This is a genomic window from Cryobacterium sp. TMT2-10, assembly GCF_004403075.1.
Taxonomy (GTDB): domain Bacteria; phylum Actinomycetota; class Actinomycetes; order Actinomycetales; family Microbacteriaceae; genus Cryobacterium; species Cryobacterium shii.
Window position 1 is genome coordinate 1 of record NZ_SOGW01000100.1, and the last position, 15,201, is coordinate 15,201.

General features: G+C 69.9%; 13 protein-coding genes. 7 read left to right on the top strand and 6 right to left on the bottom strand.

From position 1 onward, the window contains the following. On the bottom strand, positions 1-1,300 hold a 1,300-nt coding region (locus E3T37_RS12005), incomplete at its 3' end, for a glycosyltransferase (protein ID WP_134367098.1). Then, complete coding sequence (locus tag E3T37_RS12010; RefSeq protein ID WP_241975819.1) at positions 1,297-3,480, bottom strand: glycosyltransferase; 2,184 nt, start codon at positions 3,478-3,480, stop codon at positions 1,297-1,299. The genes E3T37_RS12005 and E3T37_RS12010, both read right to left, overlap by 4 nt. 29 nt (positions 3,481-3,509) lie before the next feature. On the opposite strand from E3T37_RS12010, the gene E3T37_RS17840 reads away from it, so the two are divergent. Continuing rightward, positions 3,510-3,770 carry a pentapeptide repeat-containing protein gene (locus E3T37_RS17840; protein ID WP_134367101.1) on the top strand — a complete coding sequence of 87 codons (261 nt, stop codon included), beginning with the start codon at positions 3,510-3,512 and terminating at the stop codon, positions 3,768-3,770. Between the two features lie 77 nt (positions 3,771-3,847). Next, entirely contained in the window at positions 3,848-6,151 is a 2,304-nt protein-coding gene (locus E3T37_RS12020; RefSeq protein ID WP_134367103.1) for an FdhF/YdeP family oxidoreductase, read from the top strand. A 136-nt stretch (positions 6,152-6,287) separates the two neighbouring features. On the opposite strand, the gene E3T37_RS12025 is transcribed toward E3T37_RS12020, so the two are convergent. Next, positions 6,288-7,586, bottom strand: a complete 1,299-nt coding sequence (locus E3T37_RS12025) for an ISL3 family transposase (protein ID WP_134367105.1) — start codon at positions 7,584-7,586, stop codon at positions 6,288-6,290. 274 nt (positions 7,587-7,860) lie between these two features. Between E3T37_RS12025 and E3T37_RS12030 the strand changes: the two genes are divergently transcribed. Continuing rightward, positions 7,861-8,415: a dihydrofolate reductase family protein gene (locus E3T37_RS12030; protein ID WP_134367107.1), complete on the top strand. Its 555-nt coding sequence runs from the start codon at positions 7,861-7,863 to the stop codon at positions 8,413-8,415. Positions 8,416-8,428: 13 nt separating this feature from the next. Here E3T37_RS12030 and fdhD read toward each other — a convergent pair whose 3' ends face one another. The 3 genes from fdhD to fdhA all read right to left on the bottom strand — a co-directional run bounded on the left by fdhD (position 8,429) and on the right by fdhA (position 11,757). Beyond that, positions 8,429-9,298, bottom strand: coding sequence for a formate dehydrogenase accessory sulfurtransferase FdhD (gene fdhD, locus E3T37_RS12035; RefSeq protein ID WP_134367109.1), 870 nt, complete (start codon positions 9,296-9,298; stop codon positions 8,429-8,431). A 5-nt stretch (positions 9,299-9,303) separates the two neighbouring features. Beyond that, on the bottom strand, positions 9,304-10,422 hold the full coding sequence (moaA, locus tag E3T37_RS12040; protein ID WP_134367111.1) for a GTP 3',8-cyclase MoaA: 1,119 nt from the start codon (positions 10,420-10,422) through the stop codon (positions 9,304-9,306). Positions 10,423-10,542: 120 nt separating this feature from the next. Beyond that, positions 10,543-11,757, bottom strand: coding sequence for a formaldehyde dehydrogenase, glutathione-independent (gene fdhA / locus E3T37_RS12045; protein ID WP_134367113.1), 1,215 nt, complete (start codon positions 11,755-11,757; stop codon positions 10,543-10,545). A gap of 201 nt (positions 11,758-11,958) precedes the next feature. Between fdhA and E3T37_RS12050 the strand changes: the two genes are divergently transcribed. The 4 genes from E3T37_RS12050 to E3T37_RS12065 all read left to right on the top strand — a co-directional run. Continuing rightward, positions 11,959-13,194 (top strand): ThiF family adenylyltransferase, encoded by a 1,236-nt coding sequence (locus tag E3T37_RS12050; protein WP_134367115.1) that lies wholly within the window; start codon positions 11,959-11,961, stop codon positions 13,192-13,194. Positions 13,195-13,196: 2 nt separating this feature from the next. After that, positions 13,197-14,513, top strand: a complete 1,317-nt coding sequence (gene glp / locus E3T37_RS12055; protein WP_241978670.1) for a gephyrin-like molybdotransferase Glp — start codon at positions 13,197-13,199, stop codon at positions 14,511-14,513. Continuing rightward, positions 14,510-15,019, top strand: coding sequence for a cyclic pyranopterin monophosphate synthase MoaC (gene moaC, locus E3T37_RS12060; protein ID WP_134367117.1), 510 nt, complete (start codon positions 14,510-14,512; stop codon positions 15,017-15,019). Before glp ends, moaC begins: the two co-directional genes overlap by 4 nt. Before the next feature lie 2 nt (positions 15,020-15,021). Then, the coding region (locus tag E3T37_RS12065; protein ID WP_166806101.1) for an NTP transferase domain-containing protein at positions 15,022-15,201 on the top strand (180 nt) is incomplete at its 3' end.

The window sequence follows — 15,201 nt, forward strand, 5'->3', positions numbered from 1 at the left end:
CCGCCCGCAGCGCGGCATACGCGCGCCGCGGCCCGGCCCCGCAGGCAAGGGACTCGCCGAGCCGGTCCAGCCGCAGCCGGGCGTCGCCGTGGAGGGCGAGCAGCGCCGCCGCCGCAACCCGGATCTCCTCGGCCGTCGCCGTGTTGGGCGCCAGGGCGAGCCCGAAACCGGCCCGCTCGATCGCCGCCCCCCCGGCGAACTGATCCGTTGAGAAGGGCAGCACCAGCAGCGGCACGGCCGAGGTCATGGCCTCGGTGACGCTGTTGTTGCCGCCGTGCGTCACCGCCAGGGCGGAGTGCCGCAGCACCGTCACCTGCGGGAGGAAGCCCCGCACCAGCCACGAGTCCGGCACGGGGCCGAGCTCGGCCGGGTCGGAGGCCCCGGTCGCGAGGGCGACCCGCACGTCGAGGGCGGCCAGCGCCTCGGCCACGCGGGCCAGCACGTCGGTCCGCACCGACAGGAAGCTGCCGAAGCTGACGTACACGATCGGCCGGTCGCTCTCCACCGCCAGCCACCGTTTCACCTCGTCGTCCACGGCCTCCGCGCGCACGGCGGAGCCGAGGAACGCGTGCGGAGGCAACAGGTCCGCCCGCTTCGGGTCGTGCAACTCGGCCGGATAGTTCAGCAGCAGGATGTCGCCGGCCTCCTGGAACGCATCCGTGCTCGGGATCATCGACGGGTCGAGGGCGAGGAGGGCGTCGTTCCACTGGCGGGTGAACGAGTCGCGCACGTCCTCGCAGGTGTGGTGCAGCGCGTCGAGCTCGGCGGGCTCGGGCGAGAAGGCGTCCGGCCACTCGGGCGGGTAGCCGTAGACCTCGTCGCCGACGGGCAGGGCAGACGGATGCCCGATCACGACGTCCGCATGCCGCACCCCCGCACTGAGCAGGGCCAGCCGGGCGCTGAACGCCAGGTGGTCGACGATCACGTGGTCCGGGCGCACCTCGGCGACGATCCGCTGCACCTCCCTCGCCACCTCCACCGGGTTCCAGAGCAGGTCGCTGCTGCGGGCCTCGGCCTGGAAGCGGAGGGTGTCGACCATGCCGCGGCGGGTGGCGTCGAAGAACCCGCGCAGGGCGTCGTCCTCGCCCTTGGGCTGTTCTTCGGCGCGGATCGTGCCGGGGTTGGAGCCGCGGCCCAGCTGCAAGTTCACCCGTTCGAAGCCGAAGGCCGTCACGATGTCGGCCGTGGCGGGGCCGCTGGCCACCACCACGCGTTCGCCCGCCTCCAACCAGGCTGTGCCGAGCGTGGCGAGCGGAAACAGGTGGGACGCGTAGTCCGGGCTGATGATGAGCAGCGTCATGAGGCGCTCAGCGCCCAGTCAGTCGGCTCGTCCGCGTCGGACGCATCGGAGACGTCCCGGTAGACGCGGGACAGGGTCGCGGCCATGGCCTGGATGGTGAACGAGCCGGCCACCATCGCCCCGGCGCGATCCGCGTACTCCGGCCCGAACGGCCCGGAGGCCAGCACCAGCGCCGCGGTGATCCCGGCGGAGAGGGCCGCCCGGTTGCCGGTGTCGACGAGGTACCCCGTCACTCCCTCCTCGACGTAGGTGGCCGGTCCGCCGGAGTTCGGGGCCACGACAGTGAGCCCGGACGCCATCGCCTCGAGCAGGGCGATGCCGAACTCCTCCTTCATGCTCGCGCAGACGTACACGCCGCCGGGCGCAGCCAGGCCCGGACGGCCGTAGCGCGCGGCGGCCAGCCAGCGGGCGACCGTGTCGTTGGTGCGGTGCCCGGCCAGCAGCAGCCCGTGCCCGGCCGCGTCCGCCAGCGGCACGACGGCGGCCATCGAGTCCAGCTGCCCCTGCTCGTCGAACGAGGGCGCGTTCAGGTCGCCGCCGAGCACGAGCAGGTTGCAGCTCGCTCGGAGGCCCGCGTCGGCAGCCCAGGCCTCCACCAGCGTCGCCATGCCCTTCACCCGGTGCAGCCGGCCGACGGTGACGGCGAGGGGCAGGCCCTGTCGGCTGGTCGGCAGGGTGGCCAGCAGGGCGTCGAGCTCGGCCACCGCCGGGGCGCCGTCCGATACGGATGCCGCGCCCGCCACATCCGCGGCCGCCACAGCAGCGCCCGCAGCACCCGCAGCATCCGCCAGGGACCGCTCGATCACCGCGAGGTCGATGCCCTCCGCGATCACGGAGTGACGCTCGGGATGCTGCGAGATGTCGATGCCCACGAGGTCGCGCATGTCGCGCTGCAGGTCGGGCCGGGGGAAGAGCACGGTGTGCGCGGCATCCGCGGCCAGCCTCTGCACGAGCCGCGCCCGGAACCAGAAGTGCTCCGTCTCGTCGACCGTGCCAAAGTTGGCCCGGGTCAGCACCCCGGACGTGTCCAGGGAATGGATGACGCTGTGCGGGTCCGGCGCGACCGTGAACACGATCGGGATGTCGAGTTCCCGGGCGACGGTGGACGCCGCCAGGGTGCCGATGTCCGCCATCCGCAGGTGGATCGCGTCGACGGAACCCGCCGCACGCAGAATGCGACGGATGCCCCGCTGCGTCTCGATCCGCCGGGGCCAGGCGTCCACGGATGCCACCGGGTCACCCAGGAACGGAACGGTCGCGAACGCGTGGCCGGCGAGGGTCGAGCCGACCTCGGACAGGCAGGAGAGCCCGGCGGCGTGGTCACCCCGCGAGAGGGTGAGCACGCGTTCGACGGGCGACCCGGCCGGCCCGGCGACCAGGGCGTCGCCGAGGCGCACCAGCAGGGTCGCGATGCCGCCGTTATCACCGGACCCGACCTGGCTGAGCTCCCGGTCGATGTCGGCGTGCAGGAAGAGCTGTGCCACCGTGAGGCCCTGACTCCAGGGCGGGCGGGGATAGGTGGGCACGGTCAGGTCGACCAGGGCGAGCCTGGCGACATCCGCGAGCTCGTCGGACCCCTGGGACAGCTCGCTGACGATCCGGATGCTGGCCTCGTTCGGCCCGAGGTCGCCGAGGGCGGCGATCGCGGTCGCACGCACGGGCACCGATTCGGCGCGGTCCACGGCGACGCGGCGCAGCAGGCGCTCGGCGATGCGGCCGGCCGTGAGTCCCATCGTCTCGACCAGCCGGGCCCGGGCGGCGGGCTCGTGCACTCCGATCAGGGCGCCCTCCAGGGCGAGAGCCACATGCTCGGGAACCGACGAGCTCCACTGTTCCAGGGTGCGCTGCGCGATCATGCCGGAGAATCCGCCGGAAACGACCATGGTCAGGAGCCCGGCGAGCGCGTCGAAGCGGGGCAGGCGGGCACCGAACGCCCAGGCCGCGTGTTCCCGGATGAAGGGCGAGTCGTGCAGGAGCAGGGACACCAGGACTTCGTCGGCGGATTCGTCGAACACCTGGCCGAGCGAGTGGATGGCGGCGATGGCGGTGAGCTGGTCTCCGGCATCGAGGGCGGCCTGGGCGAGCAGGCGCACCGCGCGCACGCCGCCGTCCCGGCTCGCGGCGATGGTCAGGTTGTCCGCGCAGCGGATGCCGTCGAGGATCGACCTGCTCTGCCGCATCGTGTCCAACGTCGTATGAGTCCCCACGGTTGCCTCTCTGTTGGGCTGTCGAGTCTGTTGGGCTGTCGAGCTGTCGGCTGTCGAGCTGTCGGCTGTCGAGCTGTCGGCTGTCGAGCTGTCGGCTGTCGAGCTGTCGGCTGTCGAGCTGTCGGCTGTCGAGCTGTCGGCTGTCGAGCTGTCGGCTGTCGAGCTCCCCTGGGCTGTCTTCCCAGGCCTGGCCGGGCACCTACGTGTCTAACCGGATGCAGACCAGCATCATTCCACGAGCCCATCAAACGCCATATCCCTGACCAGTTGCTGCTGTTCCGGCTGGGAATCACCCGGGACCCTTGCCGGCAGCGCGAGCCGGAGGGAGCAGGATGGAGGAATGACACGACGCGCTCCGATCGAAGACATCAACGAAGACAACCTGGTCGTCAAGAAGCCGAAGAAGTCCGCGGCCGGTGTCGAGGCCGTCGCCGTCGCCCTCGAACGCGGCATCGCGCAGGCCGGCGTCGGCCGCACGGCCAAGGCGCTGCTCCGGCTGAACCAGCGCGACGGCACCGACTGCCCCGGCTGCGCCTGGCCGGAGTCGCAGGGCCACCGCAAGACGGCGGAGTTCTGCGAGAACGGCGCGAAGGCCGTCGCCGAGGAGAGCACCCTGCGTACCGTGACCCCGGCGTTCTGGGCCGAGCACTCGATCGAGGAACTCGCCACCAAGACCGAGTACTGGCTGGGCAACCAGGGCCGCATCACGCATCCGATGGTCATCCGTCCCGGCGACACGCACTACTCGCAGATCTCCTGGAACGCCGCGTTCGAACTCATCGGCGAGCAGATCCGCGCCACCGTGCCCGACCGCACCGTCTTCTACACCTCGGGCCGCACCGCGAACGAGTCGGCGTTCCTGTACCAGCTGTTCGCCCGCTCGATCGGCACGAACAACCTGCCCGACTGCTCCAACATGTGCCACGAATCCTCCGGAAGCGCACTGAACCCGACCATCGGCATCGGCAAGGGAACCGTGTCCCTCGAGGACCTCCACCAGGCCCAGCTGATCCTGGTCGTCGGCCAGAACCCCGGCACCAACCATCCACGGATGCTGTCGGCCCTGAAAGAGTGCAAGGACAACGGCGGCAAGATCGTCGCCGTCAACCCGCTGCCGGAGGCCGGGCTGTTCAACTTCAAGGACCCGCAGTCGGTGTCCGGACTGATCGGCGACGGCACCGCCCTCTCCGACGAGTACCTGCAGATCAAGGTCGGCGGCGACCTGGCCCTGTTCCAGGCCCTTGGCCACCTGCTGCTCGAAGAGGAAGAGCGCGTGCCCGGATCCGTCGTGGATGCGGAGTTCGTGGCCGCGAACACGCAGGGCCTCGAGGACTACCGCGCGGCCCGCAAGAGCATCGACTGGGCCGAGACCGAAAAGGCCACCGGCCTGAACGTGCTGCAGATCACCACCGTGGCGCGCATGATGGCGGACTCCAAGGCCACGATCATCTGCTGGGCGCTGGGCCTGACCCAGCAGCCGCACTCGGTGAACACGCTCAAGGAGATCATCAACCTGCTGCTGCTGCAGGGCAACTTCGGCAAGCCCGGCGCCGGCGCCTGCCCGGTGCGCGGCCACTCCAATGTGCAGGGCGACCGCACCATGGGCGTCTGGGAGAAGCCGAAGGAGGCGATGCTCGCCGCTTTGGACACGGAATTCGGCATCAACGCCCCGCGCGAGCACGGCCTCGACTCGGTGGACACGATTGCGGCGCTCGAGAACGACGACGTCGACGTGTTCGTCGCCATGGGCGGCAACTTCGTCCTCGCCGGCTCCGACACCGTGGCCCTGGAGACCGCGATGCAGCGGGTCGGGCTCACCGTGCACGTGTCGACCAAGCCGAACCGGTCGCACATCATGCACGGCCGGACCTCGCTGATCCTGCCGACGCTCGGGCGCACCGACACCGACGACAAGCATCCGGGCGGACGCCAGGTGCTCTCGGTCGAGGACTCGATGTCGGTCGTGCGCACCACGCAGGGGCGCCTCGACCCGGTCTCCGAACACCTGCTCGCCGAGCCGGTCATCGTCGCCCGGATGGCCAGCGCCACCCTCGGAGAGGACCACGTGATCGACTGGAAGGCCATGGCCGACGACTACGACGTCATCCGTGACCGCATCTCCCGGGTGATCCCCGGCTTCCAGGACTTCAACACGCGCCTCAAGACCAAGAACGGGTTCGTGCTGCCCAACCCGCCGCGGGACACCCGCAGCTTCGCCACGGACATCGGCCGGGCCCGGTTCACGGTCAGCCCGCTCGAGTACCTGACGCCGCCGCCCGGGCACCTGATCCTGCAGACGATGCGCAGCCACGACCAGTACAACACCACCTTCTACGGCCTGGACGACCGGTACCGCGGCATCTCCGGCGGCCGCCGCGTCATCCTGATCCACGAGGACGACGTGACCGAACTGGGGTTCACGGACCGCGACATGGTCGACGTGATCAGCACCTTCCAGGGCGAGGAACGCCGCGCCAACGAGTTCCGCCTGGTGGTCTACCCCACCCCGCGGGGCTGCGCAGCGGCCTATTTCCCCGAGGCGAACGCCCTGGTGCACCGCGAGCTCGTGGCGCGCGAGTCGAACACCCCCGGCTACAAGGCCATGTCGGTGCGGTTCATCCCGCACGAAACCGTGCCCGCCTAGCCGAGCGCGCCCTTCACCGTCACAGCGCGGTGCTGCTGCTGAACCAATTCGACGGAGATTCTCGGCTAAAACCGCTGTTCTGGGGTTGCCAGGGCCGATTTGGCCAAAATCTCGGCTCTCCTGTCGTAACCGTGGGTTAAACCCGGCCGGGGAGCACGGGTTTGTGGCCGCCGAGGCTGAGCATGGCGAGGGCGATGAGGGCGTCGGATGATTTGAAGCCGAAGGCGATTCGGGTGATGAGTCGGATTTTGGTGTTGACGGATTCGATGCGGCCGTTTGAGAGGCCGTGTTCGATCGAGGCGAGGATCGCGGCGCGGTGCTTGACGATGGAGCGTTGGAGTTTCACGAACGATGGGATTCGGCTGCGGCGTGCCCATCCGACCCACTTGTCCAGGGCCTCGGCGGCGTCGTCGTGGGGCAGTTTGAAGACCAGTCTGAGGCCTTCTTTGAGGTAGTAGGCCCGGCCCAGGGCCGGGTTGGTTTGAACGACCCAAGCCAGCTTAATCTGTTGTTTCTCGGTGAGGTTCTCCGGGTTTTTCCAGAGCGCGTAGCGGGAGTTCATCATCAACTTCGCGTGCTCGCTGTGAGGCCGGACCGGAGCGTCGCGGGCGGGCCGGCCAACCGTTCGGGACTCGTTCAAGCGGGCCCGTTTCCGAGCCTCGGTCCAGGCTGCCCGGCGGACTTCGTCGAGGGCTTCCGTGGCCCATTTGACGACGTGGAACGGGTCCGCGCAGCGGACCGCGTTCGGGCAGCGTGCCGCGACGACGGTCGCGATCCAGCCGGCCCCATCCGCGGAAACATGCGTGATCAGAGCTGATCGTTCCTCGCCGAGGGCATCGAAGAACGTGCCGAGAGTGGCCTTGTCCTGGCCCGGAGCTGCCCAGACCAGACGCCCCGAATCGTGGTCGACGACCACGGTCAAGAACTTCCGGCCGCGCTTGAAGGAGACCTCATCGATCCCGATCCGGGTGAGCCCGGCGAAGGGATCATGGAGCTCTTCCGTGTCGGCCCAAACCCGGGTGATGATCGCCCCCACCGTCCTCCATGCGATCCGCGTCAACTCAGTCGCCGCGGTCTTCGATGTTTTCGTGGCCAGCCACGCGACATAGGAATCGAAGTCGCGTGTGTGGCCGGCCTGGTGCCGGGCCCACGGGACCGCAGCCACGATCACACCATGCTCCCGGCACGACACCCGCGAGGCTTCCGCCTCCAAGTAGACCTGGATCGTGCCCACGTCCAAGGCCCGCCACCGGCGCCGTCCCGCACCCCCGTCATAGCGTGGGCAGCGTTTCAGGCAGGACCCGCACCGGTTCCGCGCCGCCCTCGTCGGTCGCACCGAGGCCACCAAAACACCCGTCACTGGATCAAGATTCAGGCCCTCGACGACCGTCTTGTCGACACCGAGCAAGGTCCGCCATATTGTTAGAGATCGCACGCCGTTTTCCCGCCTATAAAGTTTCTTTCCTTGACAGTCAGAAACCTAGACAGGAAGCGGCGTGCGGCCGTTAAGGCGCTCCGAAAGACCCACAGATGCAGCAGGAGAGCCAAAATCTCCGTCGAATTCGTTCGGGACGCGGGGCGGCAACACCTTACGGGTGGGGGCCCGGCCGAACACAGGGCGCCCCGACCGAGGCCAGGTTGGCCCGACCGAGGCCAGGTTGGCCCGACCGAGGCTAGGTTGGCTGGACTGACCGCACACGGAGGTGCCCATGGAGCAACGCAGCTGGTCCGGCCACGTCTTCATCGCGACGAGCGTGGACGGTTTCATCGCCCGCAGCAACGGCGACATCAACTGGCTCACCGACACGCCCGGCGAGACGCCCGGCGACGACGAGTTCTTCGCATCCGTCGACCATCTCCTGATGGGGAGGGCGACCTACGAGAAGGTACTCAGCTTCGACCGGTGGCCCTACGGCAGCACACCGGTGCTGGTGCTCAGCAGCACGCTGATGCCGGCCACCCAGGCAGCGACCGACGGCCAGAGCATCCGCGTCGTGCGCACGCTCGCGGCGGCGGTGTCCGTGCTCAACGAGGCGGGAGCCGCCCGTGTCTACCTCGACGGCGGCAAGGTCGTGCGGGCCTGTTTGGCCGCCGACCTCGTCGACGACCTGGTCATCACCCGGATCCCGGTGCTGCTGGGCGACGGCATCCCGCTTTTCGGCGCTCTTCCCGGGGCGCTCCCGGCGGACATCCGGCTGCAGACCCTCTCGGCTGGGCAGATCAGCGGGGGCATGATCCAGGAGCGCTATTCGGTCGTGCGCTGAGCTTCGAGCCGACTCAGCCCGCGATGACCGCCCGGCTGCGCGCGGCGCTTTCGCTGTCGATCCGCTCGGCCCCGGCGTAGATCACCATCGAGTCGCCACGCAGGAACCCGACCAGGGTCATCCCGACCTCGGCCGCGAACTCCGCGGCCAGCGACGATGGCGCGGAGACGGCGGCGAGCACCGGGATTCCGGCCATCATCGCCTTCTGCGCAAGCTCGAAACTGGCCCGGCTCGACACCATCAGCACCGTGCCGGAGAGCGGCAGCAGGTTCTCCTTGAGCGCCCAGCCGATGACCTTGTCGACCGCATTGTGACGGCCGACGTCCTCGCGCAGCACCAGCATCCGCCCGGTGGCGCCGTCGAAGAGGGCCGCCGCGTGGATGCCGCCGGTCTTCTCGAACACGGCCTGCGCTTCCCGCAGCGCGTCGGGGAAGGTGATGAGCAGTTCCGCGCTGACCCGCAGGGGGTCCTCCGCCACCGGGAACGACGATTTCGTGCGCACGGCGTCGATGCTGGCCTTGCCGCACAGCCCGCAGGAGCTGGTCGTGAGGAACGAGCGTTCCAGGCTCGGGTCCGGCGGCCGCACACCCGGTGCGAGCGACACATCGAGCACGTTGTAGGTGTTCTCGCCCTCGTCGTCGGTGGCGCCGGCGCAGTACCGCGCGGTGAAGAAGTGCTCGCCCCGAGTGATCACGCCCTCCGACACCAGGAACCCGGCGGCCAGGTCGTAGTCGTTGCCGGGGGTGCGCATCGTGACGGCGAGCGAACGGCCGTTCACGCGGATCTCCAACGGTTCTTCGGCCGCCAGCACGTCTTCCCTGGTGGTGGGGTTCTGGCCCACCGTCAGCCGCACGACCTTGCGCCGCACCGTGATTCTGCTCAAATCAGTCACCCGCCAATGTAGGACATTTCGATTCTTTTCTTGCCGGATGCCCGCAGGCCCCCGGTCTGCGAGCTGCGCAGCTCCGAGTAGCGGTCGGTGCGCTCACGCCAGATCTGCGCCATCACGGTGGACAGCTGCTCGTCGGTGCAGCCGCCGCGCATCAGGGCCCGCAGGTCGTGCCCTTCGGTCGCGAACAGACAGGTGAAGAGCTTACCGTCGGTGGAGACCCGCGCCCGCGAGCAGGAGTGGCAGAACGACTGGGTGACGCTGGAGATGACCCCGATCTCGCCACCGCCGTCGCGGTACCGCCAGCGCCGGCTGGTCTCGCCGCTGTAGTTGGGCGAGACCTCCTCCAGGGGCAGCTCGGCGTTGATGCGTGCCACGACCTCGGAGGAGGGCACCACCGCGCCCATCTCCCAGCCGTTGCTGGAGCCGACATCCATGAACTCGATGAAACGCAGGATGTAGGGCGTGTCCTTGAAATGGCGGGCCATGGCCACGATGTCCTGGTCGTTCTGGCCGCGTTTCAGCACCATGTTGATCTTGATCGGCCCGAGGCCCACCGAGTGGGCCACGTCGAGGCCGTGCAGCACCTTGGCGACCGGGAACTTCACGTCGTTCATGGCCTTGAAGGTGGCGTCGTCGAGCGAGTCCAGGGACACCGTCACCCGCCGCAGCCCGGCATCCTTCAGCGCCTGGGCCTTCAGCGCCAGCACGGAACCGTTGGTGGTCAGGGCGATGTCGACTTCGCGGCCGTCCGGGGTGCGCAGCGCGGCCAGCATCGCGACGAGTTCTTCGAGCCCCTTGCGCAGCAGCGGTTCGCCGCCGGTCAGGCGGATCTTCTCGACCCCGTGAGCGACGCTGATCCGGGCCAGCCGGGTGATCTCCTCGAAGGAGAGCAGCTCATCGCGGTCCATGAACGCGAAGTCCTTGCCGAAGACCTCTTTGGGCATGCAGTAGACGCAGCGGAAGTTGCACCGGTCGGTGACCGAGATGCGCAGGTCGTGCAGCGGGCGGGCGTACCGGTCGGTGACCAGACCGGTCGGCTGTTCCACGGCGACCGGGATGTCGGTGAGGGCACTGAAGTAGCGGGGAACGGGTGCGGTGATGTCGACTCCGGTCATGTCTCCACACTAACTGCCGCCCCGAGCGGCAAAAGGTCGCCGGGACGGTGAGAAATCCCCGGGACGCGAAACCCGGCCGGGGCGAACCGCCGGCCGGGTTTCCCGTTTGGTGGGGCGCGGTTACTTGATGTACTGGTTCGGGTTCAGCACGTACTTGACAGACTTGCCGGCGTCGAACTCGGCGTACCCGCGCGGGGCATCGTCCAGGCTGATCGCCTGGGCGTTCACGGCCTTGGCGATCTGCACCTTGTCATGCAGGATCGCCATCATCAGCCCCCGGTTGTACTTCATCACCGGGCACTGACCGGTGGTGAAGGAGAGGGACTTGGCCCAGCCCAGGCCCAGCCGGATGGACAGCGAGCCGACCTTCGCCGCCTCGTCCACCCCGCCCGGGTCACCGGTGACGTAGAGCCCCGGGATGCCCAGGCCGCCACCGGCGGCGGTGACCGTCATCAGCGAGTTGAGCACCGTGGCCGGGCGCTCCGTGCCCGCGTCCTTGCCGTGGCCACGGGCCTCGAACCCGACGGCATCCACACCGCAGTCGACCGTGGGTTCACCCAAAATCTGCTCGATCTGGTCCTGTGGTTCGCCCTTCCGCAGGTCGATGGTCTCACAGCCGAAGCTGCGGGCCTGGGCCAGCCGCTCTTCGTTGAGATCGGCGACGATCACGACGGCGGCCCCGAGCAGCTGAGCGGATGCCGCCGCAGCCAGGCCCACCGGTCCGGCGCCGGCGACGTAGACGGTCGACCCGACCCCGACTCCGGCGCTGTACGCGCCGTGGAATCCGGTCGGGAAGATGTCGGAGAGCATGGTGAGGTCCATGATCTTCTCCAGCGCCTGGTCCCGGTCCGGGAACTTCAGCAGGTTCCAGTCCGCATACGGCACCAGCACGTACTCGGCCTGGCCGCCGACCCAGCCGCCCATGTCGACGTAGCCGTAGGCGCTGCCCGGGCGGTCCGGGTTGACGTTGAGGCAGATCCCGGTCTTGCGCTCCTTACAGTTGCGACAACGGCCGCAGGAGATGTTGAACGGCACCGAGACGATGTCGCCGACCTTGATGAACTCGACGTCGGGCCCGCACTCGACCACCTCGCCGGTGATCTCGTGGCCGAGCACCAGGTCCATCGGTGCGGTCGTGCGCCCGCGGACCATGTGCTGGTCCGAGCCGCAGATGTTCGTCGTGACGGTCTTGAGGATGACCCCGTGCGGCACCTTCCGGCCGACGTTGGCCGGGTTCACGCCCGGCCCGTCCTTCAGCTCGAAGGTGGGGTAGTCGATGTCGATGACCTCGACGACGCCTGGGCTCTTGTAGGCAACTGCTCTGTTTCCAGTCATGAAGTACCTTCCTAGTTCCTGATTGCTTTCCTCGTGGCGCGGCCACTGCGGTCGCGCGAGAGTGCATGGGTGTCTCTAGTTGGATCCCTTTTCGTGGTGCGATCCCTAGGTGACTACAGATGGCCTGAGAATTCAAGGTGTTTGCCGGAGTTCGCCCGGATGGGTATTCACCGCACGCCCCCAGCGCCTACCGTGGTAGTCATGGCCATACCTCCCCTCGTCGAGCCGGTCGCCCGGCTCAGCGCCGCCGAATCCGTCCGCACCGCACGCCAGCGTCGCCTGCCCCAGCTGAACGAGCTCGGCCAGCGCCGGCTCGCCAACGCCCGGGTGCTGGTGCTCGGCGCCGGCGGTCTCGGTTCCCCCGCGCTGGTCTACCTGGCCGCGGCCGGGGTCGGCACCATCGGCATCGTCGACAGCGACGACGTCGAACCCAGCAACCTGCAGCGCCAGATCGTGCACGGCCAGGCGGATGTCGGCCGGCCCAAGGTGGTCAGCGCGGCCGAGTCGATCGCGGCCATCGCGCCGGAGGCCGTGGTCGTGCAGCACGGCGAGCGGCTCGACGCCGGCAACGCCGCCACCATCCTCGGCGGCTACGACGTCATCATCGACGGCACCGACAACTTCCCGACCCGGTTCCTGGTCAACGACACCTGCGCGGCCCTGGGCCTGCCGCTGGTGTGGGCATCCGTGCTTCGCTTCGACGCGCAGCTGTCGGTGTTCTGGGCCACCCCGCCGGCAGGGAGCGGCCTCACCGGCGTTCACCTGCGCGACCTCTTCCCGACCCCGCCCGCCGAGGGCGAGGTGCCCAACTGCGCGGAGGCCGGCGTTCTCGGCGCGCTCTGCGGCCAGGTCGGTTCCCTGATGGCCACCGAGGCCATCAAGCTCATCGCCGGGATCGGCACCCCGCTGATCGGGCGCATCCTCGTCATCGACGCCCTGTCGGGGCGGTTCACCGAGGTTCCCCTGCTCGGCACCGGCATCGCCGCGGCCGACCCGAACCCGCCCGCGACAGCCGCCGCCGCGCCCAACGCCTGGCCGACGATCACCCCGGTCGAGCTCGTCGCCCGTCTGGGCGCCCGGGCGAAGAGCACCGACGCGTTCCTGGTCGTCGACGTGCGCGAACCGGACGAACACACCGAGAGCGCCATCCCGGATGCCGTACTGCTCCCCCTCGCCGAACTGCTCACCACCGAGGGAATGGCCACCCTTCCCCGCGACGTGCCGCTGGTGCTGCACTGCCACACCGGCACGCGTGCGGCCCGCGCCGCGACCGCGCTCCAAGCGGCCGGCTTCACCGACCTCACCCTGCTCGACGGCGGAATCGTCGCCTGGGACGCCGCCGTCGCCGCCCGCACCGCCCCCGGCCTCGGCAGCAAGTGGTCCAGGGAGTGGTCGGCCACCTGGTCGCCGGAATGGTCCACCGAGGCCAGGAGCTGACCGTGGCCGAGGGAACGCACCGGCACGATCACGGCGGCAGGCACACCCACGAGCACGTCGCCGACGGCTGCTCCGTCCCCGCCTCGGCCCGCACCGTGGCCGAGCAGCTGGCCGCCGTGCTCGCCGCGGTCGCCCCGCTGCCGCCGGCGCTGGTGTCCCTGGACGAGGCCCTCGGGCTCGTGCTCGCCGAGGACATCCGGAGCGCCACGGACACCCCGCCGTTCGACAACTCGGCCATGGACGGCTATGCCGTGCGACGCGCGGACCTGCTCGGGGCCACGGAACAGACCCCGGTCTCCCTGCCGGTGGTCGCCGACCTCGCCGCCGGCACGGCGCAGAATCCGCGCCTGGAAACCGGCCAGGTCGCGCGCATCATGACCGGGGCGCCGATCCCTGACGGGGCGGATGCCGTGGTGCCGATCGAGGACACCGACCAGGGCACACAGACGGTCCAGGTTATGCGCCCGCCCGGCCCGGCCGCGCACATCCGTCGCGCCGGCGAGGACGCGCACGCGGGCGACACCGTGCTGACCCGCGGGTCCGAGCTCTGGCCCACCCGGATCGCCGCCGCCGCGAGTGCCGGCACGTCCGGCCTGCGGGCCCACCCCGCCCCGCGCGTGGCCGTGATCTCCACCGGCAGCGAACTCGTCACGCCGGGCGAACCGACCCGGCGCGGCCAGATCCCCGATTCCAATTCGTACCTGCTCGCCGCTGCCGTCGCCGAGGCCGGCGGGGTGCCGATCCGGCTGGGCGCGGTGCCCGACGACGAGAACACCCTCCGCAGCCTGCTCACCAGCCTCGCCGGCACCGTCGACGCGATCGTGCTGTCGGGCGGCGTGAGCGTGGGCGCGTACGACGTGGTGAAGGCCGTGCTGGCCCCGCTCGGCACGGTGCGGTTCGGCCCGGTGAAGATGCAGCCCGGCAAGCCGCAGGGCTTCGGCCGGTGGCCCGCCGACGCGGACGGAACCGACGGCCCGGTCATCTTCGCCCTGCCCGGCAACCCGGTGAGCGCCTTCGTCTCGTTCGAGGCGTTCGTGCGACCGGCCCTGCGCCGGATGGGCGGGCACAGCGAGCTGTTCCGGCCCACCGTGGACGCCGTCGCCGCCGAAAGCTGGGCTTCCCCGGCCGGCCGCGCCCAGTACATGCCCGTCATGCTCCGCCGGGACGGCACGCGCACACTCGCCCGCCGCGCCGCGGCCGGCGGGTCCGGCTCGCACCTCGTGGCCGGTCTCGGCCAGGCCCAGGGACTTGCCATCGTGCCGGAGGACGTCACCCGGATTGACGAGGGTGGGCCCGTCACTGTCATGCTGGTGACATGACCGCACGCGACACGCCCGCACACCCCTTCACCCACCTCGATTCCGCCGGCCAGGCCCGAATGGTCGACGTCACCGACAAGGTGCCCACCGTGCGCAGCGCGACCGCGGCCGGTTTCGTGGCCTGCGGCCCGAAGGTCGTCGCCGCCCTCCGCGACGGCAGCACCCCGAAAGGCGACGTGCTGGCCGTGGCCCGCATCGCCGGCATCCAGGGCGCCAAGAAATGCGCCGACCTGCTCCCCCTCGCGCACGTGATCGGGGTGCACGGCGCCGCCGTCGACCTCGTGGTCGAGGATGCGGGCGTGCGGATCATCGCCACGGTGCGCACGGCCGACCGCACCGGCGTCGAGATGGAAGCGCTGACCGCGGTGTCGGTGGCGGCGCTGGCCGTCGTCGACATGGTCAAGGGACTCGACAAGTCGGTCATGATCGAGAACGTGCGGCTGATCACCAAGACCGGCGGCAAGTCCGGCGACTGGCACCGCCCGGCGGGGTCGTCGGGCGACTAGCCATGAGCGTCGACCTGATCGTGCTCGCCGGCGGCCGCGGCAGCCGGCTCGACGGCGCGCTCAAGCCCGCAGTGGAGGTGGCCGGCCGGTCCCTGCTGTCCCGGGTGCTGGACGCCCGCGGGCTGGCGCGACGGGTCGTCGTGGTGGGGCCGGACTCGGCCCGCCCCGCCGCGGGCGAGGCC